This is a genomic window from Enterococcus sp. DIV0802b (genome assembly GCF_050543535.1).
Taxonomy (GTDB): domain Bacteria; phylum Bacillota; class Bacilli; order Lactobacillales; family Enterococcaceae; genus Enterococcus_D; species Enterococcus_D entomosocium.
Genome location: NZ_CP172941.1, coordinates 658,891 through 680,260, shown reverse-complemented (window position 1 = coordinate 680,260; position 21,370 = coordinate 658,891). Strand labels below are relative to the sequence as shown.

Annotated in this window: 18 protein-coding genes and 1 other RNA gene; 4 read left to right on the top strand and 15 right to left on the bottom strand. The window is 43.3% G+C overall.

The features are described 5' to 3' along the window. The first annotated feature begins 1 nt into the window (after window position 1). A complete protein-coding gene (yqeK, locus tag IGJ12_RS03120) occupies window positions 2-607 on the top strand; it encodes a bis(5'-nucleosyl)-tetraphosphatase (symmetrical) YqeK (protein ID WP_420658149.1) in 606 nt (201 codons plus the stop codon). A 124-nt stretch (window positions 608-731) separates the two neighbouring features. Continuing rightward, the gene (locus IGJ12_RS03115; RefSeq protein ID WP_005227653.1) at window positions 732-1,241 is read left to right on the top strand and encodes a phosphatidylglycerophosphatase A family protein; all 510 of its coding nucleotides are present in this window, start codon (window positions 732-734) and stop codon (window positions 1,239-1,241) included. Window positions 1,242-1,297: 56 nt separating this feature from the next. On the opposite strand, the gene IGJ12_RS03110 is transcribed toward IGJ12_RS03115, so the two are convergent. The 10 genes from IGJ12_RS03110 to IGJ12_RS03065 form a co-directional block, all read right to left on the bottom strand. Continuing rightward, window positions 1,298-1,936 (bottom strand): TIGR01906 family membrane protein, encoded by a 639-nt coding sequence (locus tag IGJ12_RS03110; RefSeq protein ID WP_074536563.1) that lies wholly within the window; start codon window positions 1,934-1,936, stop codon window positions 1,298-1,300. Beyond that, complete coding sequence (locus IGJ12_RS03105; protein WP_008378075.1) at window positions 1,933-2,703, bottom strand: TIGR01457 family HAD-type hydrolase; 771 nt, start codon at window positions 2,701-2,703, stop codon at window positions 1,933-1,935. The genes IGJ12_RS03110 and IGJ12_RS03105 overlap by 4 nt, the downstream gene beginning before the upstream one ends. 1 nt (window position 2,704) lies before the next feature. Further along, a complete protein-coding gene (locus IGJ12_RS03100) occupies window positions 2,705-3,325 on the bottom strand; it encodes a YutD family protein (RefSeq protein ID WP_005231988.1) in 621 nt (206 codons plus the stop codon). Between the two features lie 88 nt (window positions 3,326-3,413). Then, a complete protein-coding gene (locus IGJ12_RS03095; protein WP_430619344.1) occupies window positions 3,414-4,796 on the bottom strand; it encodes a bifunctional metallophosphatase/5'-nucleotidase in 1,383 nt (460 codons plus the stop codon). Between the two features lie 634 nt (window positions 4,797-5,430). Next, window positions 5,431-5,517: signal recognition particle sRNA small type (gene ffs, locus IGJ12_RS03090), an RNA gene on the bottom strand. Between the two features lie 29 nt (window positions 5,518-5,546). Continuing rightward, a complete protein-coding gene (gene tadA, locus IGJ12_RS03085) occupies window positions 5,547-6,053 on the bottom strand; it encodes a tRNA adenosine(34) deaminase TadA (protein ID WP_005231990.1) in 507 nt (168 codons plus the stop codon). 131 nt (window positions 6,054-6,184) lie between these two features. After that, the gene (locus tag IGJ12_RS03080; RefSeq protein ID WP_005227636.1) at window positions 6,185-6,520 is read right to left on the bottom strand and encodes a hypothetical protein; all 336 of its coding nucleotides are present in this window, start codon (window positions 6,518-6,520) and stop codon (window positions 6,185-6,187) included. Window positions 6,521-6,588: 68 nt separating this feature from the next. Continuing rightward, window positions 6,589-7,956, bottom strand: a complete 1,368-nt coding sequence (locus IGJ12_RS03075) for an RsmB/NOP family class I SAM-dependent RNA methyltransferase (protein WP_008378065.1) — start codon at window positions 7,954-7,956, stop codon at window positions 6,589-6,591. 139 nt (window positions 7,957-8,095) lie between these two features. After that, window positions 8,096-8,731: a YczE/YyaS/YitT family protein gene (locus tag IGJ12_RS03070; RefSeq protein ID WP_430619343.1), complete on the bottom strand. Its 636-nt coding sequence runs from the start codon at window positions 8,729-8,731 to the stop codon at window positions 8,096-8,098. Window positions 8,732-8,935: 204 nt separating this feature from the next. Further along, the gene (locus IGJ12_RS03065; RefSeq protein ID WP_016619937.1) at window positions 8,936-9,739 is read right to left on the bottom strand and encodes a MerR family transcriptional regulator; all 804 of its coding nucleotides are present in this window, start codon (window positions 9,737-9,739) and stop codon (window positions 8,936-8,938) included. A gap of 106 nt (window positions 9,740-9,845) precedes the next feature. Here IGJ12_RS03065 and IGJ12_RS03060 point away from each other — a divergent pair, with 106 nt between their 5' ends. Both IGJ12_RS03060 and IGJ12_RS03055 read left to right on the top strand, forming a co-directional pair. Then, window positions 9,846-11,579: an ABC transporter ATP-binding protein gene (locus IGJ12_RS03060; RefSeq protein ID WP_430619342.1), complete on the top strand. Its 1,734-nt coding sequence runs from the start codon at window positions 9,846-9,848 to the stop codon at window positions 11,577-11,579. Then, entirely contained in the window at window positions 11,572-13,356 is a 1,785-nt protein-coding gene (locus tag IGJ12_RS03055) for an ABC transporter ATP-binding protein (protein WP_430619341.1), read from the top strand. Before IGJ12_RS03060 ends, IGJ12_RS03055 begins: the two co-directional genes overlap by 8 nt. 125 nt (window positions 13,357-13,481) lie before the next feature. Here IGJ12_RS03055 and IGJ12_RS03050 read toward each other — a convergent pair whose 3' ends face one another. The 5 genes from IGJ12_RS03050 to IGJ12_RS03030 form a co-directional block, all read right to left on the bottom strand. Next, complete coding sequence (locus IGJ12_RS03050) at window positions 13,482-15,893, bottom strand: glycoside hydrolase family 2 TIM barrel-domain containing protein (RefSeq protein WP_430619340.1); 2,412 nt, start codon at window positions 15,891-15,893, stop codon at window positions 13,482-13,484. A gap of 24 nt (window positions 15,894-15,917) precedes the next feature. Next, window positions 15,918-17,624 carry a glycoside hydrolase family 3 protein gene (locus IGJ12_RS03045; RefSeq protein ID WP_430619339.1) on the bottom strand — a complete coding sequence of 569 codons (1,707 nt, stop codon included), beginning with the start codon at window positions 17,622-17,624 and terminating at the stop codon, window positions 15,918-15,920. A gap of 108 nt (window positions 17,625-17,732) precedes the next feature. Next, window positions 17,733-19,022, bottom strand: coding sequence for a PTS sugar transporter subunit IIC (locus IGJ12_RS03040; protein ID WP_008378054.1), 1,290 nt, complete (start codon window positions 19,020-19,022; stop codon window positions 17,733-17,735). A 5-nt stretch (window positions 19,023-19,027) separates the two neighbouring features. Further along, window positions 19,028-20,398 carry a glycoside hydrolase family 1 protein gene (locus IGJ12_RS03035; protein ID WP_430619338.1) on the bottom strand — a complete coding sequence of 457 codons (1,371 nt, stop codon included), beginning with the start codon at window positions 20,396-20,398 and terminating at the stop codon, window positions 19,028-19,030. A gap of 113 nt (window positions 20,399-20,511) precedes the next feature. After that, complete coding sequence (locus IGJ12_RS03030) at window positions 20,512-21,312, bottom strand: MurR/RpiR family transcriptional regulator (RefSeq protein ID WP_430619337.1); 801 nt, start codon at window positions 21,310-21,312, stop codon at window positions 20,512-20,514. Window positions 21,313-21,370: the final 58 nt, after the last annotated feature.

Here is a 21,370-nt window from a genome sequence, read left to right as displayed (position 1 = left end):
GATGAAACAAGCTGGTCTTGCCACCTATACTCTCCCTTTACAGGGGAAGACCCTCACTGAGCAAATGGTTCAGTATCTGGAAGCCTTCGATCATGCCGAAACGGCGGTCCACAATCTAGCCGTTGCCCAAGAAGCCAAAGGATTGGCAGAACGGTTTCAAGTCAACGCGGACAAAGCTTACTCAGCAGGACTGCTGCACGATGTCAGCGTCGTCATCCCTAATGACCAGCGAATCGCCTTGCAGATAGCGGTAGGCGAACCGATCTTAGACGCGGAGCGGCAAGCACCTTTTTTGCTGCATCAGCAGCAATCCGCTTTGTTGGCAAAAACGGTTTTTCAGGTGTCTGACCCAGAGATTCTGTCCGCCATCAGCTGTCATACCACCTTAAAGGCCCAATATAGTCGTCTCGATCTGATCGTTTTTTTAGCAGACAAAATCAAATGGGATCGCAAAGATCAAGCACCTTTCTTAACCGGTTTATTAGAGCGCCTCGATGATTCCTTGGAATCTGCCGCTGGCTATTATATGGACTGGCTCTTTGCCGGTGACTTAGTGGTCCCCCATCCTTGGGCAGTGGCAGCCAAAGCAAAATTAGCAAACACCTAAATGTCAGAAGGGACTAAACCCAAACGGCATGGGCTGCAACTGGAATAGGGCACAACTTATGATTGCAATCCATCAGTCGCATGTTGACTTTTGAATAAACTATTTTTACATGGAGGGGAACTATATGGTATTAGAAAGCAAAACACTTGAAGACAAAGCAAGAGAATTGTTGGCCGACCGCGGTGTCTCACTGCAAGACATCGGCGAATTGGTGATGTTCTTGCAAAAAGATTACATTGAAGGCATCACGTTGGAGATGTGTATCGAAAGCGTCAACGCTGTCTTAAGCAAGCGGGAAGTCCACAACACGATTTTGACGGGTGTCCAATTGGATATTTTGGCAGAAGAAAATCAACTGCTGCATCCACTGCAAGAAATCGTCAAAGAAGACGAAGGGCTTTATGGGATCGATGAGATCCTCGCACTATCCATCGTCAATGTGTACGGCTCCATCGGTTTTACTAACTACGGATACATTGATAAAGTCAAACCGGGCATTTTGAAAGAACTGAATAAGCACGACGGTCCCCGCGTTCACACCTTTTTAGATGATATCGTAGGTGCCATTGCCGCTTCTGCCGCAAGTCGCTTAGCCCATCAACACCCAAGTAAATCTCATTACATTACGCAATAAAAAAAGACCGACGATCCGCCTTCTTCAAAGGAAGTGGATCGTTGGTCTTTTTTTCATTACGCTGTTTTTTTCAAGCCTCGTTTGCCCCACCAATAGAAAGCAAAAAAGAAGACTTCAATCAAGACAAAAAAGAGAATAAAGCAATGCATGAAAAACGTTTCTGGCAATACGTTGATGATCGGATCGGTGGCTGGATTAAATAGCCAATCGTCGTTACTGAAGAAAATCTCATGGAACGTAACGAAAAAGCGATCAAAGCCGACTGCCATCAAAAACCCGAAAATCAGCGGCAAAATCATCCCCCATTGAAAGGGACGAATCAAGCGCCATTGCTGTTGTTTTTGCCGTAACCGATTGACGAACCAGATACTGGGCAGCACCGTGACGATCATCACGGCATAATTTAATAGAAACAACTGCTTCACATCGTAAAAATGCCCAGCGCCAGCTTCAGACATTGGAAAATCGGGCAAGGCGAGCGTACTTGCAAAGGGATTGTTTAGAAAATCTAGCAATAAGCCATAGTTCTTCAACAACTCTTCTCTTGTTAGCGAGGTATAATCCAGCAGATTTAAGTGATCGACATCAAACCAATATAACGGTCGAAAATTGATCGTTAGGGTGATCGCTAGACTGACCAAAAACAAAAACAAGCAGACAAATCCTAAGCGTTCAAGCCACACTTGTTTTTTCATTGTTCAAAATCCCACTCATCTAAAGAATCAACCACATAGGTTGGTGCTACTGGTAATGTCGGAACTGCCGCTTTCGGGGTAAATCCAGATAATACGAGCAAAGAATCGATCCCGTTTTGGATCCCCGAACGGATATCCGTTTCATAATTGTCCCCCACCATCAAGACCTCTTCTTTTGATAAGCCGATGTGTGCCACCGCTTTTTCCATAATGATGGCTTCTGGTTTGCCAATAAAAATCGGTTGCATTTGGGTGGCAGTCTCCACCATTGCAATCAGTGAACCCGCACCTGGCAACAAGCCTCTTTCCGTCGGGATATTTTTGTCTGGATTGGTCCCGATAAAGGTAGCTCCTTTTTGGATCGCTAACGTTGCTAAAACAAATTTTTCATACGTCACGTGGTTGTCTAAACCAACCACGACATAATCCGGATTGGTTTCTTCCCACTCAAACCCAGCAGCTAAGATCAAATCGATCAACCCCGCTTCGCCGATCACAAACACTTTGCGGCCTTTGCCATGGTCTTTCATAAAATCGATCGTTGCCAAGCTTGCGGTATAGATCGTTTCTGGTGCCACGTGAATCGAAAATTCATCCGCCAATCGCTGTGCCACGACTTCGGGACTGCGGGTCGTATTGTTGGTCACAAATAAATAAGGCAGTCCTTTTTCTTGTAAGGATTCTACGAAGCGTTTCCCAGCAGGGATCGGCTCTTTTCCTAAATAAATCGTGCCGTCTAGATCAATCAAATAGCCTTTATATTTCATCTTATTCTTCCCTTTGTCGAATCGTAAACTCTTTTTTGCCTTTTTTCACCGTAGTTGTTTCGGTTTTTTTGACGTTTTTTTCTTTTGGTTTACGATTTTTAATCGTTGGTTTGCTTTTCTTCTGCGGAATTGCTTCACGCTTTTCTTCTATATGTGCGTTTTGTTGTGTAGTTTGATTTTGATTCGTTTGAGCTGGCTTTTTCTTACGTCTTCGGGAGGTACTTTTTTCTTTCTTGCCGCCAACCCTCTGGATCACGAAATAGGCACAACCGAAGTTGCAATACTCATACAAATAGTCTTCCAGCATGTCAATGCGCTGATCGGGTAATGCTTTGCGGTTATCCTTTTCAAAAAAGCCTTTCAAGCGTAGCTGTTCATAACCCCAATCACCTACGATATAATCATAGCGTGCCAAAACTTCACTGTAACGCTCACCAAGTTTTTCAGGATCGAAGCCTTCACGATAATCCATGACCAATTTGTATTGTCGATTGCCAATCATTAATTCTTCATCATTCAACAAAGTCACCAACTCGCCTTTTTGCGGTTGTTTCGCTGGTTCTTCAATAATTTCTTCTAGTACAGATGTCATTTCATCTGTGATCGTTTGTTTTTCGGTCATTTTTTCACCACCTGCTGTTTATTATACCTTGTTTTATTCCTCAATGATAGTCGCGGTTTTCCTCAAAAAACCACTGGAGGAGTACCAACTACTGAATAGAGTATTTCTGACTCAAGTAATCACCGACCACCGTCCGAATAAAGTCTGGAAAAAGAAACTCAACAGTTCCAGCAATCTCGATCGTCGGGAAAAACGGAATAAACAAGTAGTGATCCACAAGAGTCAACGTGTAGCTTTGAGAGACATCAACTGGTTCTTGCTTCCACAAAACTTGGTGGTTTTTTTCATCAAAGCGAATGCCTTCATAAACCAGTTCGCCAAAAATCTTCCCTCGAAAGCCCATCCCCATAATTGGGAAATTGCGCAAAAAGTTGCGATTTTTTTCCATCTCTAAGACCAATCGAATGACATCCGCGCCTTGCAGCGTCACTCGAATCAAATGCATCGGATGGGGCAAAATCGTGTGCAGCTGATCTTGATCGACCCGTCCTTGTGGTAAATCATCTAAAAATAGCCCCGTATTTAAGATGGCGGCATCCGTCTGTCCTTTGGCACATAATGCCAAAAGAGCCTCCCGAACCAAGGAATGTTCACTTTGCCAATCCCTCGTAAACGCTGCTGGAATTTCTGCCACCTGATTTGCCCGCAGCAAGCGATGGCCGATCGATAGATATTCGGCGATCTCGTCCTCATCTTGCGGAAAAGCCACCAACGAATCCGTCGGAATCACACGTGCGCGATGCTTGATCGGGCGGTGGTGATCATCTAAGACCACTTCGACTTCGCCAATGTTAAAACCAAACTTGCCAGCTGCGCCAATTTGAACCCCATTGATGACTTCGCCCTTTTCAAACAAATGGTGCGTGTGGGAACCTAATATAACATCTAACTCTGGAAAGTCCCTCGCAATCTGGCGGTCAGCATTGATGCCTAGATGGCTCATCAAGACCAGCAGATCGACCTCGGGGCGCAAATGCTGCACCAATGAAGGCAAAATCTCCAAGGGTTCGCGAATGTCCCAACCGTTGGGGGCATATGTTAGCGGAAACGGTGCCGTAAAAGCGATCAAGCCGATTTTGGCTCCTTGATTGCTTTCCATGATTTTGTATTCTTGTGCCCACTTTGGCGGACGCAAATCCTTTTTATCAAATAAGTTGCCTAAAATGACCGGAAATGCTGCTTGGTCATACAGATGCTGCAAGACCTCTTTGGGATTGCCGACTCCCTCATTGTTCCCAATCGTCACCGCATCATAATGCCCTTGATTCATCAAGTCGACATTCGCCTTGCCGTCAGTTGCTTCTGTCAAAGGATGCCAGCGATCGACAAAGTCGCCTAAGTCGACCGCGATCACTGTCTCTTCGGTCGTATCCGCTTCTCGTTTTCTTTGATCCAAATAACGCCGCATCTTCGGCCAATGTTCTAGGTGGGAATGCAGATCGTTGGTATGGATAATCGTAATTTTTTCCATTGTGCGCCTCTTTTCAAATACGTCGCCTGAAATCACTATCCGTTTCTCTTGGCATCAAGGGTTGCCAGTAGAAAGACGACGGAATTCTCTACAAAATAAGCATAGCATAAAATCTCTGGGAAACCATTGGAATGCTTGGAAAAGAATGGTGACTTTTTGTAAAAAAGAAACAGTTACAGTGACAGTTGTTCAAAAGAAAAAATCACTTTTCTGACTGTAAAAAGGAAAGTGATTTTTTCTGGTTATTTGGGGGAATTGCAACCGATAACACGGCGGAGGCAATTCGTTGAAGCGAAAATAAAGAGTTCTTGAAACGAAGATTCTATCGAATATCGAGAGCAGGTAATCCATGTTTCAGTTCGTCAGAACTACTGATTCTTTGAGAGTATAAAAATCGCCAACGGAAAAGTTATCAGAGTAAGGTTCTAAACAGGAATAAAGCCTTTGTATCAAAAATACAACTTAACCCTCTGAGAGCTGCTATCGATTGCCTAGATTTAAAGCAGAATACAATTAGAACAGCCCTTGGTATCACAAAGACTTTCAGACAATAAAAAAACCTAAGACAGTCTGTCTCAGGTTTGAATGATCATCGATTCAATTAGTACTACTGCTTTCTTCAAAAGCAGGCAGTTTTTCAATCAGACACATGGAGAATCCTGCTTAGTGCTGCTTCCTTCCGGATCTGACACGCTTCACAAGACCTCCATTGTCCTAGCCTTTCGGCAAAACTTAGTATAACGTATTTCGTTAGAGATTGCCAGCCTTTTTTTGTTTTTTCTTTTCTCGTAATGCTCGGAAAAAATCTGTTAGCAGCTGGCCGCATGCTTCTTCTAAAATGCCGCCTTCCACATAGGACCAATGGTTGAAGCGCTCATCTTCCAATAAATTCATCAATGTACCAGCAGTGCCGCCTTTGGGATCGTAGGCACCAAAATACACTTCTTCCACCCGTGCCAATAACATCGCCCCACTGCACATCGGGCATGGTTCCAAGGTCACAAACAGCTGCGCTTGTTCTAAGCGCCAACTTCCGACAGTGCGACAGGCTTCCTCGATCGCAAACATCTCCGCATGCGCTGCGGCTTGTTGCTGCGTTTCTCGTAGATTGTGCCCACGACCAATGATTTTGCCATCCAAGACGACGACAGCACCGATCGGTACTTCTGCCACACCTTCTGCTTTTCGGGCTTCTTTGATTGCTTCTTCCATAAAGAACGCTTTTTCCTCGGCAGTCAAGGTACTTGTTTTTTCCACGACTTCACTTTCACTCCTCTACCTCGCACCATTTCGTGCATTTCCTTGTTAGTATAACGAAAAACGCTTAGAAAGACGAGAAAAACTCGCAAAGACCGATGTCCCTGCGAGTTTCAAATGGAATGATTGGCTTAAAAGACGGAATCAACAAAGCTCGTCAACTTGTCTTTGACATGTTCTGTCGAATCTTTGATGTTGTCTCCGTAAACAGAGATTTTGTTGCGGCCCTCATTGACTTTTTTCATCACACCTAACAACGAATCCAATTCATTGTCAGACAAGCCGTCTACGACATCCAACAATTTTTCATTGCCGTTGAATTTGTCATCGACAAATTTCTTTACTTTGTGTCGGTTGCAAGCGAAGCGTACTTTATTGAATACTTTGTCTGATACAACGACGGCAGTAGTGATCCCAGCGATCGCTGCAATGCTTAATCCAATCGTTACTTTTGATGATGTTTTCATATCGATCAGCTCCCTTATTTTGCTACTTCCATCATAGCACGAGGACTGAAATAAAAACACTATTTCGTTTAAATCGCTTTGAATCTTAATCCTTTTGGAAAGAAGTTTTTCACAGTTCCTTGGACTTGTTTTCCAAAACCGACGGGGATCTCATCGACTGTCAAAATCACCCATCCAGCATTTCCTGGCACGCTCATGGTTTCACCTGCCACATACTGCTGCCATTGCGGCAAAGTGATCGGCACTGTCGGTGCCCCTTCTTCTGCATGGATCGCCAATGCCAACGCATAACTAGGTTCGATCCGATTCTTTTTAACGACGCCGACATGCAAACCTGGGCGCATAAACTTGATCCCTTTTAAAGAAGGCATTTCTTCAGGAACGAGCCAGAGGTTTTCTCCTAGCAGCTGAGGTGTCGCATTCAGTGCCTGTAAAAAAGGAAACTCCTTGCGAAAGGCTTGCCACAACTTTTGAGTCGTTGCATCCAATGGGCTCTTGGCTGTCGCTCCTTTGCCTTTTTTCTTCTTTTTCACTGGCGCTGCTTCTGCTTGGGAGGTCAATTTCGCAGCGAAATGACCTTCTCCTTGGTTTAAATGCGGCCATAAGCGGATGGTTTTCTCGATCCCAGATGCAGCTCCCCACTCGCTGCGCCCATGAGATACATTGGCCAAGTCGATCGCTTCGATTGTGAAGGGATACTCCTCCATTAACCAAGCCATCATCGCTTCGTTTTCTTCAGGGGCAAAGGTACAGGTGGAATAGATCAGCTGGCCCCCCGGTTTTAGCATCGCAACGGCTTGTGCCAAAATGTCTTTTTGCCTGATCGCACACTGATCAGGTGTTTCTGCCTGCCATTCTTCTAAGGCGACGGGATCTTTACGAAACATCCCTTCACCAGAACATGGGGCGTCCACCACGATCTTGTCAAAAAACTGAGGAAAATGGCGGCTCAATTCTTGTGGAGCCTGATTGGTGACGACTACATTCGGAAAGCCCCAACGCTCCACATTTTCTGATAGGATTTTGGCACGCTTCGGGAAAATCTCATTTGCTACAAGCAGCCCTTTTCCTTGTAATTGGCTTGCCAGCTGCGTTGTTTTGCCTCCCGGTGCCGCACATAAATCTAAGACCCGCTCCCCTGGTTGAGCGGCTGCGATCGTTGCCACGATCATCGCACTAGGTTCTTGGCTGTAGACATAGCCAGCTTGATGGAGCAACGAACGGCCTTTGACTTCGCCAATATAAGCCGCTTCTGCATAGGGGGCGGGTACAGCAGCTGGTCCATATTTTGCCAGCATCGCTTGTGCGTGCGGCTTAGCAACATTCAAGCGAAAGCCTTTGACTGGCTGATTATCGGTTAAAGCGGTAAAAAAAGCTGGTGCTTCTTCTCCTAGCAACCGTTGGTATTTTTCAATAAATGGTGTTGGTAATTGCATACTACCCCTCCTCGGCTTTTTTATTCTAGCGACTGAGAAGCAATTATGCAAGAATTCCTTGAGCAAATGGCAAAAAAACTGCAGCTGAGTGAAGTGGGCGATTAAATCGCTTCGACTTCTCTTTGCTGCAGACCTTTTTTTATTTAAAAATCGCTTTTTTGACACTGCTTTCGATGAATGGCTCAGAGACACGGTTGTCCCAGAATTTGATCAGTGGGCCCACTAAAAAGGCACTGATGAAGGTTCCGATCCCGATTGGCCCGCCTGTGAAGAGCCCAATCAAGGCAAAGGCAACGTCTTGAATCACCCGCACCACTCGATAGTTGGCTTTCGTCTGATCGACGATGGTTGGGGCGATCGCGTCGTAGGGGGCGCTACCCAAATTCGCTGACATATAAAACGAAGCACCGAAGGTAAAGAAGATGATCCCGATCAACAAGAACAAGAGTTGCTGCCACCAGTTATTTGGACCGACGGATAACCAATCAAAAACGTTGGTATAAAAGTCGATGAAAAATCCTGTCAGCACCATATTGATGACCGTCCCGATGCCGATATGACGACGGCCAAAGATAAAAATCAATACTAGGACAGCGATATTGATCATCAATTGATAGACCCCAAGGGATAACCCTAGCAGCTCGCCGACACCGATATTGGCTGCTGTGTATGGGTCTAGCCCTACTCCGCCGACCCGCAGCAATGCCGCCCCGAATCCTAAAATGGCGACACCAATCAACGCATAAAGCGAGCGTATTCCTGTTTCTTTTTTCATTAAAATTTCCCCTTTTTTCTCATCTGTTCTTTCAAGTATAACGAGAAAAAAGAAAAATGGGAATTTCAACGCTTCACAGGGCTTTTTGTATGGAAGGGATCTGGCTTAGTCATCTCCTTTGCTTCTATTGAAAAGCCAGCGGCAATAATCATTGCTATTGCGTATCTTAGTTTTCGTTTCTTACAGATACGCGTGCCTCGTCCATTACTCGGGCTTCACTGGAACCATCACTTCAAATATCTGCAATTCTTTTTGTGTGGTAAAGACTTCATCTTGCCATAACAATTCCCAAACATCGCCATCGATTTTCAACTGCTTCTCTTTTAGAAAGGCTTGGATGCGGTGGGTAAAAGCGGCAATTTGTTCTTCTCCCTCACTGACAAATCCAGAAACATACGTACCAGCGGGACGTGTGATGATCAGCTTTTCCGGATAGAGATGTAGCCGATCTTGGGGAATCAAGATCAATGCCCGATAAGGCGATGCGTGAAAAGTCTGATCCTCCAACGTCGTTCCTGCACTTAAAAAGCCGATGGGATAGCCACTGAAGGCATCTTTATAATCCACTAGCGGATAAAAACGGGCGTACACTTGATAAGCAGATTCTGGATCATCGCCAGCGATCTCTTCGGAAACGATAAACGCCTCTGCTTCGTGCTGCGCTATCGTAAAGGTCTCAAAATCGGCTTTCTGTACTTTTTCATAGCGCTGGATGTAGCGATCGAAGGTTCGTTCCAATTCTTGTAGCGCAGCGATTTTGTCACGGACTTCTCCTCGCCGTTCCACAAGTTCCTTTTGCGTGTATTCCGGGTTGCGGTTTTTCAAAAATTGGCGAATGTCTTGCAAGGGCATGTCTAAAGAACGCAACATCAAAATCACGTCTAACTCAAGGCATTGTTCAAAGCCGTAATAGCGATAGCTGTTTTCACCAATCGATTGCGGTTTGAACAAATCGATTTGATCATAATAAATCAATGTGCGCCGACTCACGCCAGCATAAGCGGACATCTCACTGATGGTCAATTGTTTTTTCAAAAAAATTTCACTCCTTGCTTGACTGTAACGTAACGTTACAGTTTATTCTACCATAGAACGACATTTTTGGAGGGAAATCATGAAACAATTACAGTTATTTTATAAAGAAGAACGACGCTTCTTTTTCAGTTTATTTCTTTTGATGCTAGTCCAATCCTTCGGCACACTCTTGTTGCCGTATTTTTTGGCAAAAATCATTGATGAAGGGATCTTAAAAGTCGACACGACGGCCATTTGGCACAATGGCTGGTGGATGTTTGCCATTGCCATCGGCACCGTGATCGTCTCGGTAGGCGGTAGTTATTTATCTGCCCACCTTTCAGGAAAATTCGGGCATTTTTTGCGGATGCGCTTTTTCAAAAAAACACAAGAACTCTCTGTATCCGCTGTTGATGGCTATGGTACACCCACTTTGCTGGCACGTACCACCAGCGACATCAACAACATCCAACAAATTTTGATGATGGCGCTGCAAATGATTTTGCCAGCCCCAATGATCGTCGCAGCTTCGATTTTTCTAACCGGCACCGTCTCTTTACGGATGATTTGGGTCCCAATCGTAGCGATCCTATGTTTTTCAATGATCGCTTATGGGGTGATTCGCAAAGCGATCCCATTATCACAAATCACGCAAAAACTAGTCGATAACATGATGCGGATCTTACGAGAAACCTTTACCGGCGCTCGGGTGATTCGGGCATTTGACAAAGCGGCTTACGAAAAAGAACGGACAGATCAAACCTTGACGGAATATGCGAAAACCATGATTAAAGTCAATCGCCTCTTTGCTGTCTTGAATCCGACCGTCAACTTAGTAATGGGACTCTCGATTTCGACCATCCTAGTCTACGGCGGCTATCAAAGTCTTCAGGGCCACCTAGCTATTGGTAGTATTACTGCCATTATCGAATACACGATTTTGAGCCTTTGGTTTTTGACCATGGCAGCGATGGTGATCGTGATGGTGCCTAAAGGCTTGACTTCCTTACAACGAATCGAAGAAGTCTTAGAAGAACCAATTGATTTGATTGACGGTGACCAAACCTTAAAAAAATCCGCCTTGTCAGAAACGATCGCCGCTTTCAATCACGTGCAATTTACGTATGAAGGCGCCGAAGAACCTGTCTTAGAAGATATCAGCTTCGAGATCCACCGAGGCAAAACGACAGCGATCGTTGGCGGAACCGGCTCTGGCAAAAGCACCATCGCCAAAGCGCTGTTGCGTTTCAAAGATGTGACTGATGGTTCGATCACGCTTTTTGGCCGCAACATCAAAGAGATCTCACAAGCCGAATTACGGGACCAAATTAGTTATGTCCCGCAAAAAGCGCTCTTGCTTAGCGGCACAATTCAAGAAACCTTGCGTTTCGGCAATCGTCCAGCAACCCATGAGGCGATGGCAAAAGCCGCTGAAGTTGCCCAAGCCAAGTCATTTATCGAAGGCTTACCTGAAGGTTATGAAAGTCCAGTTGCTCAAAAAGGCAGCAATTTCTCCGGCGGTCAAAAGCAACGGCTGAGTATTGCCCGAGCGCTAACAAAGCCCGCAGAAATCTACTTCTTTGATGACAGCTTTTCTGCTTTGGATTATCAAACAGACGCCAACTTGCGGCGTGCATTGAAAGAATACACGAAAGATGCCGCCGTCATTATCGTTGCTCAACGGGTATCGACCGTTAAAAATGCCGATCAAATCATTGTCTTGGATAACGGCAAGATGGTCGGTAAAGGAACCCACGAAGAATTATTACGCACTTGCCAAACTTATCAAGAGTTTGCCTCATCTCAAGGAATGGGAGGAATGAAGGATGAGTAAACAAACAATGGATACACCAAAAAACATGAAACATACAAGCCGGCGCCTACTTCGATTACTAATGGAACAAAAAGCCCGCTTTCTACTGATCATCGTCTCTGCCTTGTTCTTTTCCTTACTAATGTCCATCGCCCCTTTGATCTTGGGACGTGGACTGGATAATCTGATCGCCTTGTTTCAACAAGAAGGCTGGCAAATCAATGATTTTTGGCAAAGTATTTTAGGCCCGGTCGTCCTATTAGCGGGAACATGGCTTTTGATCAGTCTCTTTTCCTTACTGCAAGAGTATACGATGGCCAGTGTCAGTGAAACCCTGACCTTGACTTTACGCAAACAAATCAGTGACAAATTCAATCGCCTGCCTATCAGTTTTTACGACAAACATCATACCGGCGATATTTTAAGCCGAGTGATTCTCGATTTAGATAAAGTATCCGAAGTCTTACAAGTCGGTTTGATGCAGCTGATCACCGCAACCATCAGTATTACCTTCGGCTTGATCGCCATGCTTTATCTCAGCCCATTACTGACGATCGGTGTGGTCCTGATTTTGCTTTTGAGTGCTTTTGTGACCACCGTTCTCGCACGAAAAAACTTGAGCTACTTTACCAAAAACCAAGAAACATTAGGTGCAGTCAGCAGTCGTGCGGAAGAGTTTTATACCGCAAATCCGCTGATCAAATCCTACAACCAGCAAATTGCCGTTGAAGCGGAAATGACGGAATTGAGCGAAGCCCAATTTAAAGCTTTTCGGAAAGCACAGTTCGTCAGTGCAGCTATCAATCCTTTCGTGCGCTTTATCAATCAAATCGGCTTTATCTTAAGCGCCGTCGTTGGTGGTCTGATGGTGTTGCAAGGGCAATTATCCATTGGTCTTGTACAAGCCTATCTGCAATACATCAACCAAGTGTCTGAACCGATCACGCAAGCTTCTTATATTATGAACACCTTGCAAAGTGCCTTAGCATCTCTCGAACGAATTTTTGAGATCCTTGATTATCCTGAAGAAGAAACAGCGACCCAGCAACTGCCGGTACCGCAAACCATCAAAGGAAAAATCGATTTCCAACACGTCTCCTTTGGCTACAGCAAGGAAAAACTCCTGATGGAAAACGTCGAATTTTCCGTCAAACCAAAACAAACGGTGGCGATCGTCGGACCAACAGGCGCTGGAAAAACCACCATGATCAATCTTTTGATGCGCTTTTATCCTTTGAACGGTGGAAAGATTTTGCTGGACGATCAAGACATGATGTCCTTTTCGGCACCGGCAGTCCGGAAAAAATTCGGTATGGTGCTGCAGGATACATGGCTGTTCCAAGGAACCATTGCTGAAAATATCGCATATGGCAATCCCGATGCCACTCGGGAAGACATCTTGGCTGCAGCCAAAGCCGCCCAATGCGACCACTTCGTGCGGACCCTGCCCAACGGTTACGATACCGTCATTGGCTCCGAAAGCGAACTGTCTCAAGGACAACAACAATTATTGACGATCGCCCGGGCGATTTTAGCGGACCCAACGATCCTGATCCTTGATGAAGCCACCTCCAGTGTCGACACTCGGACGGAACAAATGATCCAAACGGCAATGGATCGTTTGACCCAAGGAAGGACCAGTTTTATCATCGCCCATCGTCTTTCTACCATCAAAAATGCCGACTTGATTCTAGTGATGAAAGACGGCTCCGTCGTCGAAAAAGGCTCTCATACTCAATTGCTGGCACAAGATTCCCTTTACGCCCAACTATATAACAGCCAGTTTGCAACAGCTTGATGAAAAAGCCGAACCACCAACCAATGACTTTATAAACTGTCGAGGTTATGGTTCGGCTTTTTTCTTTTTCCGTAAAAATCTGTGAGCACCAAAGCTAACTACTATTACCTTCAATTGTTTCTTTTTTACTCAACTTTTTTTAGTACTGCTTGGATAAGCGGTACTTTTCCTGGTTCTTTTTTTATGATTGCCATTAATTTTCCTGAAAAAAGTTTTTTCTCTTGGCAATTATACCCGTCTAGATCTGCGGGATCGCCATTAGCAAGTCCGAGGATTGTTCCATTTTTTACCAAAACCGCTACAAGTTCGTCTGCAGTTGGCACCTCGATCCCTTCTGAATCGATTCCTTGGATCTCAAATAGAGAGTAGTCCGCTCCACAGAATCGTTCTTTAACTGTGACAGAATCAGTCGGACCGCTTGTTTTTCGAGTTGCTTCAATTGTTTGTTCCTCTTTGACACCAATGGCTTTTAAACAACCTGGTTCATAAGGAATACGCCAAGATAGACCATCTTTATCATTTTTTTTCTTTCCAAAACTCTTCCCGTTCAGAAACAACTCAACAGTATGACAATTAGAAAAAATCCTCACCTCCGTAACCCCTTGGTCAATTGTTAACCCTTCTTTGTTCCAGTGAGGAAACACATGAACCATTGGTGTTTCAGTCCACCTTGATTGATAATAATAAAAAGAATCCTTTTCAAATCCGACCGTATCTGTAATTCCAAATTGAGAACTGATCCCAGGCCAGCGAAACGGTGCTGGCTCACCGTAGTAATCCATAAATGTCCACAAGAAGACACCTCCCATATAGGCATGTTCTTCTAAATAACGCAGTACTTCTGTCGGTTTAGCCGTACCACCGGTTCCTGGCTCTTCAGGCTTTCGTTTCCCAGGTAAGACCATAGAATAAAGAGAACCAAAGTTTGAAGTATGACATTTTTCGCTGTTATCTTGATAGACCCCTCTTGTCGAAAAGTAAGAAGCACTTTCCGTACTAAGATATGAAAATAGCGGATACTTTTCCTTTACAGCAACTAAACCTGTCCCATTTACAGCAGACTCAGGATAATTGACCCCGTTCACATCAAAAATACGCATATAAGAAGCATCCACCTGACCAGCAGGATTAAGTAATTCCGCTGAAACAATGAGACTTTGCGAAGTATGGGTTCGGATCACAGCTGCTAATTTTTGTGCCATTCGGTAAGCAAGCGGCGTATGACCAATCACCTCTTCATTACAAAGGGACCAAAAACAAAGAGAAGGATGATTACGTGTTTGCTTCACCATTTTTACCAGCTCATTTGTCCGCCACTCACTAGATTCCAAGATGCGGTTCTCGTTCATAACGATGATACCTAACTCATCACATAATTCAAGGAGATCTTTGGAAGCAAAGTGATGTGCACTGCGATAGGCGTTTACCCCCATTTCTTTCATTTTCAACAGCTTATACCGTAAAATATCTTTTGGTAATGCGACACCTAGACCACCAAAATCTTGATGCTCACAGACCCCTCTTAATTCTTTACGTTCCCCATTAAGCAGAAAACCTTTCGTAGTATATGCGACTGTCCTAATACCAAAACAAAGCTGATAGTCATCGATTTGGTTCTCGCCATCAAATAGTTGAAAAGTAGCTTGGTATAGATGTGGATTCTCGAGAGACCATAGCTGAGGCGCGCAGATTTTTTGACAATAACTCCATTCTGTTGTCGCCAAAGGATCCACGTTACACTCATGGATATTTTGTTGATCAGCCACCTGACTTTTGATCGTTATCTTTTGTTTTTTCTCAAAATGATGGTTAGCAAGACCAATGGTGATTTTAAGGAGCGCTTCCTGCTGGTTTATTTCAGTTGTTTCGATAAACGATGCTTCTGCCACAATCTGAAGCTTTGGTTTTATTTCTAAATATACATCCTTATATATACCTGCTCCCTCATACCACCAGCCTTCCGCGCCTTTCGTCGTATCCACTTTGATCAACACCACATTCACTCCCTCTGAGCCGATGCGTATCAGTTCAGAGACATCAAAAGAAAAATCAGAGTATCCACTGTAATGATCACCTAGAAATACACCATTAAACCAGACAGATGCCATACGCATGACGCCCATAAAGTGGAGAGTCACTTGCTTTTCGTTCACTTCATCTAGAGTTAACGCAAAAGTCTTACGGTAATAGGCAATGCCATCTGGCTTTGATCCACTCATCAGTAAATCGGGATCATTAACATACGGAAGTTCATTTTTCCAATCATGAGGGAGATCAACAGATACCCAATCTTCGTCAAGTTCACTTTCCAAAGCAGTGTTCGCCAACATTCTCAAGCCTTTTTCACGATCACCTTGAGCAATCAGCCGTAGAAAATGTTCTCCACCAGCACCTATCAAAACAGTATCCCCCGCTTCATTTTCAAGCGGAGCTGCCAAGCCACCGATAGCTGCGGCTTTTCTGACTGTTTTCATTGGCTCTTCTATCTCACCTAAGTGAAATTGCCAGCCATCATTCAGTAATCGATTTTGTCTCATTTTTTCTCCTCCTTCTTATAAAAGTTATTTTGCTCTAGCTAAAAAGTTCCCACAAAATGGATCGATCGGGCTCTTACCTTTAAACGGTTCTTTCCCTAGCAATTTCTGGATTACAGCCTCCACTGTTTCTGGATTTCCTGTATACGCATTGATAAAAGTTGAAACATAAGGGGTATCAAATAAGTGATAGGGATTGGCAGTAGAAACAAAAATGGTAGGGAGATCCTTTTCATACCAGGGAGCATTTGCGGCCATCAAATGATTCCAATCCAAACGAACTGTTGTCTGATTGCTGGCGGTCTCAACATTAGCAACATACAATGCCAAATCAAATTTATTTCTAAGATCCTCAACCCCTGCCTCGAAAACCTCTTGGAAATCCAATTGTTGATTATCGAAAAGGTTGACTTCAAATCCAGCAGCTTCTAATCCAGCTTTAAAAAGCGGACCCACTCGTCCTCCCTCTTTAAATCCACCGTCGTCAGAATCACCCAAAATAACGAGACGGATTCGAGGGTATCGTTTTGGGGTGAGTGGTAAGTGTTTTTCTCTGTCTTTGACCAATGTAATCGACTCATCAGCAATTTTTTTCGTTACCCACTGATATTCAGTACGATCGATGACACTTTTAGGAGTACTATTGACTGTCTCTTCCCTTACTTCAGTAAATAAACCATGGTACATCTTGACTGCTAAAATTCGTGCGACTGCTTCATCCAAACGTTCCATACGAATGCTTCCCTCTTTTACAGCAGATGCGATCACTTCATAATCTTCATCAATATTTTTATTAAAAAGCAACATATCGATTCCTGCATTGATTGAAGCAACGAGTCGCTCTCTATGAGGCATGATCGTCGTGTAACCGACCATTGGTGTTGCATCAGTGATAGCCAAACCATTGAAGCCCAGTGTATCTCTTAGTAACCCGTTAACTAGAAGTTTCGAGCAAGAAGCAGGCATCAATTCGGTTTCTCTGATAGTTGGTGAAAGTTTTCGCTCCCACGCAGGCTGATAAATGTGTCCCACCATGATACAGCTGACGTTTTTTTCAATAAACTGGCGATAAATAGTCCCATACGATTCCGTCCACTCATTCGCGGAGAGTGAATTGATCGAACTCAGTAAATGTTGATCCCTTTCATCAACACCATCCCCAGGAAAATGCTTGATCACTGGAATGATGTTACTCTCAGAAAAACCGTCTATCTGCGCTTGAGCCATGCGAATAATTCGTTTTTGATCACTTCCAAATGTGCGAGTATTCGTGATTGGGTTCTTGAAGTTATAATCAATATCGACAATCGGTGAAAAAGCCATATTAATACCAATTCGAGCCGCTTCCAGCCCAGCAATTTTTCCTAAGTAATAGGCATTTTCGGTGCAATCTGTAGCGGCGATCTGCATAGGATTACCGACCCATGTCCCTTCCGTAAGAATACCATTCCCACCTGACTCTAAATTTGCTGAAAGAAATAACGGTATTGTGCTAGCATCTTGGACTGCTATTAACTGATCCTTCAATTTTTCAGCATTGTCGGGGCGATACATCATTCCTCCCGGTTGGTATTTCTTAATAAAAGCCGTCAATTCCTTTACAGAACCTGATTGTCCAATCACGAAAAAAAGCTGACCAATTTTTTCCATAACTGACATGTTTTCTACGATCTTCTTAATTTGTCGTTTTCTTGTCTCTGTAAATTTGAAAAGTGTTTCTCTTGTCTCTCTCACTGAGTTGTCCTCCAATCGATAGTTTCACAGACGACGAGCGCAAGAATCACTTCACTCTTGCGCTCGTTTGTTGTTATTATAGTTAACTGTAAATCCTGTGCGAGTTTCTTATCCAGCTTGTTCTTGTGCTAAACGTTCTTCTTGAACTGCTTGATTATCTAAGGTTTTAAAGAACGGGTAATAGATAGCCATAGAAATAGCAACTGCAAATAGTTGATAGATACCAAAAGAGAGACTCCCTTGAACGATGCCGTGGATCAGCGGAGGTAACGAGCCCGCCCCTAGGATGCCAATCGGTGCGGTAATGATTCCCATAGAAATCAATGCGTACCCAAGAGAAGTGATCACTAATGGCGTCAATAAGAACGGAATCAAAAGCATCACATTCAACATCACCGGCATTCCAAAGACAACTGGTTCATTTACACCAAAAAGACCGCTTGGAAATACGATTTTTGAAAATGATTTGTAGCGCTTACTCTTGGAAAATAAAAACATGTCAGTCACTAAACCAATCGTTGCACCGCTCCCCCCTAAACATGCCAAATCGTATAACCCAAAATTAATGGCATGAGGGACTGCTTCTCCCGCCGCCACAGCAGCACTATTGTCTGCAAGATAACCCAAGAAAATCGGCATGAGAATCGGCAATACGGTCATTGAACCATGAATCCCGAAAAACCATAAGAGATTCGAGATCAAAATAAGAATCAAAAAGGCAGTTAAGGAACCCGTCAATCGCTGCAATGGTTCTTGAAGCAATGTATAAACAAAATCTGTCGCTGAATTATAACTAGTTACGCTAAAACCAAATTTAACAATTCCAAAAAGTGACGCAATCACAACTGCTGGAATTAAAGAAGTAAATGACTTGGTCACCATTTCTGGCACCCCATCGGGCATTTTGATCGTAATATTTTTTTCCACAAACAATTTCATCAGTTGAATCGTGATCAGTGAAACGAAAATTGCCACGAAGACCCCGCGCGCGCCTAAATAATTGGTACTTAAAAATGAAGCTCTTGCTTCGGGATTTTCAGTGAGTGGCGTTAATAACAGGAAACATACCAATGAGATGAACCCCGTCCCCAAGGCTTGTTCTTTGATCCCGAATATTCCTGCTCCACAGTAGGCAATACTAAATGCCATATACAAACCTAATAAATCAATTGTGTAAGCTGGAATATAATTCATTACTGTCCCAATGTTGGTCACTGATAGAAAGTTTTGATACGGTTCCCAGCTTAAACTAGAAATAACTGTAAAGATGGCACCTAACATAATAACGCCTAGTAATGACATCGAACCTGTACTCACACTTTTTAAATAGCGATTCGAAGAAATTTTATTCGCAACGGGAATAAATCTTTTTTCCATAAAGTGGATAAATGCATTCATTTTTCTTACCCCTTTTTAGTGTTTTTTATTTTATTTTGGTACCAATAGTAACTGTCTTTGGGAATTCGTCGACATTCTTTTGGATCTTCATCTGTGCGATCAACAAAAATCAAACCATATCGCTTTTTAAACCCTTGGTGTGAACTAACCAGATCAAGTAGTGACCAAGGACTATAACCCAATAAAGGATATCCTTCCTCCATAAAACGCTCACATTGCTTAATATGCTGTTCTAAGTAATCAATACGATAGACATCGTGAATTTGCCCATCTTCAATACGATCAGAATACGCTAAACCGTTTTCAGTCACCATCATTGGTAAATGGTATTTTTCATAAATCGACCGCATACCTATATATAATCCTTCAGGGTCAATACCAAATTCCATCCATTTCGTCTTCGTTAAATAAGGATTGTTCCCTAAGGTAAATCGCTCATTTCGATAAAATGGTGGTAGTTTGCTTGTATCTTCTCCCGGTTCAACGGCACGTATACAGGTACTACAGTAATAGTTTATCCCTATAAGATCTGGTTTATTCTTCTTCAAAATTTCTTGATCAGCTGGTTCCGTTTCTGGATACCAACCTTTCTCATTCAAATAATTGCAGTAGCTTTTCGGGTACTCGCCGAATACTGACATGTCGAGAAAACAATTTTGTAAAAAGTCTTCGGCGTTCTTAGCTGCTAAGATGTTCCTTGGCGAAGGTGTTTCAGGATAAACAACTTGCATAGAGCACACCGGTCCAATTTTCCCATCTCTTACGATTTTTCGAAAAACTTGAATTGTCTTTTTCTCAGCTAGTGACATATTGTAACTCATTTGATACATCTGCTTCATTTTTTCATCTGCATCCGTTTCGTGATTGCCATTTAAATCAGAAGCTGCTGTGACGATCAATTGCTCGTTGATCGTTCCCCACAACTTGACTCGATCACCGAAATGCTGAAAGCAAACTTTTGCATAAGCAACAAAGTAATCAATACATTTTCTTGATTTCCATCCGCCAAATTTGGTTACCAATGCTTGCGGCATTTCAAAATGATAGAGGGTAGGAAAAGGTGTGATTCCTTTTTCAAGACACCCATCAATCAAACGATCATAAAAATCGATGCCTTCTTGATTCGGCTGATCACCATCACCCATGACACGTGTCCAATTGAACGAAAAACGATAGAGATCGATCCCTAAGTCTGCCATTAATTCAATGTCTTCGCTTAGATGATGATAGTGATCGGACGCGATCTTCGAATCTGCAATTCCCTCCGGTACGTGACGCACATCTGTTGTTGCAATCCCTTTTCCACCTTCACCAAAGCCTCCTTCTACTTGAAATGCTGAAGTTGATGCCCCCCAATAAAAATCTTTTTTAACCATTGTTCCTTCCACCTTTCCCTTATAAGAAAACGATACCATCCGGGATTAATTCTAACGACAACAAAACAAGACCTCTGGTTTCAAATCCAAAGGTCTTGTTTCAAAATATGAAACTATTGAGGCAAATAGAACTTTTTCATATACATATAAATCAGTAACTCCATCGTGTATAGAATAGCAATCCGTCCTTCGGTGTTTTCGTTGATCTCTCCACAGAGGATAATTTGGTCTGCACTTCGCTCAATGATTGGAGAATGCTTAAACGTAAAGACGATAATTTTGATTCCCTTTTTCTTCAATGCTGCAATCACTTTTTCACTAAAGTAAAAGAAACCACCCTCCATCGAAAAAATCAAAACCAAGCTATCTGGCGAGCTTTCTTCCACAATTTTTAATTGCTCTTCCACTGTAAAACCAATCCGAATAATTTTATCCATGCTTGCTAATTTGCTTTGCAAATGCTGTCCCATAAAAGCAGCAAATTCTAAGCCAAACACAGCAACGTTTTCTGTTTCATGGATCTTAGAGACCACTGTTTCAAGTTCTGAAATCGAGAGATGTTCTTTGGCGTACCTCAAATTGATCAAAAGATTTGAGGTGAATTCGTCCAGAAATTCCTCCCTTTGTTCCACGGGCTGGATCACTTTTTTGGAATAATCGCTGACGATATCGATCTCTTTTTCAACCGCTTGTTTGAATTCCGTATAAGATGAAAAAGCCAAAATTCGAATGAATCGCGAAATCGCTGCAGTCGACACAAAGCATTCTTCTGCGAGTTCATAAATGGTCATCTTAGGGATTTTCGAAAAACTTCTTAGAATCGCCTGTGCAATAAAGTAATTATTGTCTTGTTTTTTCTGATTATTTAAATAGCGCAACAAAAGACTTCTGACTGAGGTTCCTTTATTTTCCATTCGTGCTACCTCCTAAATACGCTTTCACCTAAATATACAATGAAAGCTAGGGAAAGCA

Excerpts from the sequence above, each read along its gene's own strand:
- IGJ12_RS03075 (WP_008378065.1), bottom strand. The coding sequence starts at position 7,956 with ATGCAATTACCAACACCATTTATTGAAAAATACCAACGGTTGCTAGGA.
- IGJ12_RS03070 (WP_430619343.1), bottom strand. The coding sequence starts at position 8,731 with ATGAAAAAAGAAACAGGAATACGCTCGCTTTATGCGTTGATTGGTGTC.
- IGJ12_RS03065 (WP_016619937.1), bottom strand. The coding sequence starts at position 9,739 with ATGTCCGCTTATGCTGGCGTGAGTCGGCGCACATTGATTTATTATGAT.
- IGJ12_RS03040 (WP_008378054.1), bottom strand. The coding sequence starts at position 19,022 with ATGAATGCATTTATCCACTTTATGGAAAAAAGATTTATTCCCGTTGCG.
- IGJ12_RS03060 (WP_430619342.1), top strand. The coding sequence starts at position 9,846 with ATGAAACAATTACAGTTATTTTATAAAGAAGAACGACGCTTCTTTTTC.
- IGJ12_RS03100 (WP_005231988.1), bottom strand. The coding sequence starts at position 3,325 with ATGACCGAAAAACAAACGATCACAGATGAAATGACATCTGTACTAGAA.
- IGJ12_RS03035 (WP_430619338.1), bottom strand. The coding sequence starts at position 20,398 with ATGGTTAAAAAAGATTTTTATTGGGGGGCATCAACTTCAGCATTTCAA.
- IGJ12_RS03105 (WP_008378075.1), bottom strand. The coding sequence starts at position 2,703 with ATGAAATATAAAGGCTATTTGATTGATCTAGACGGCACGATTTATTTA.
- IGJ12_RS03080 (WP_005227636.1), bottom strand. The coding sequence starts at position 6,520 with ATGAAAACATCATCAAAAGTAACGATTGGATTAAGCATTGCAGCGATC.
- IGJ12_RS03115 (WP_005227653.1), top strand. The coding sequence starts at position 732 with ATGGTATTAGAAAGCAAAACACTTGAAGACAAAGCAAGAGAATTGTTG.
- IGJ12_RS03055 (WP_430619341.1), top strand. The coding sequence starts at position 11,572 with ATGAGTAAACAAACAATGGATACACCAAAAAACATGAAACATACAAGC.
- IGJ12_RS03095 (WP_430619344.1), bottom strand. The coding sequence starts at position 4,796 with ATGGAAAAAATTACGATTATCCATACCAACGATCTGCATTCCCACCTA.
- IGJ12_RS03050 (WP_430619340.1), bottom strand. The coding sequence starts at position 15,893 with ATGAGACAAAATCGATTACTGAATGATGGCTGGCAATTTCACTTAGGT.
- yqeK (WP_420658149.1), top strand. The coding sequence starts at position 2 with ATGAAACAAGCTGGTCTTGCCACCTATACTCTCCCTTTACAGGGGAAG.
- IGJ12_RS03110 (WP_074536563.1), bottom strand. The coding sequence starts at position 1,936 with ATGAAAAAACAAGTGTGGCTTGAACGCTTAGGATTTGTCTGCTTGTTT.
- IGJ12_RS03030 (WP_430619337.1), bottom strand. The coding sequence starts at position 21,312 with ATGGAAAATAAAGGAACCTCAGTCAGAAGTCTTTTGTTGCGCTATTTA.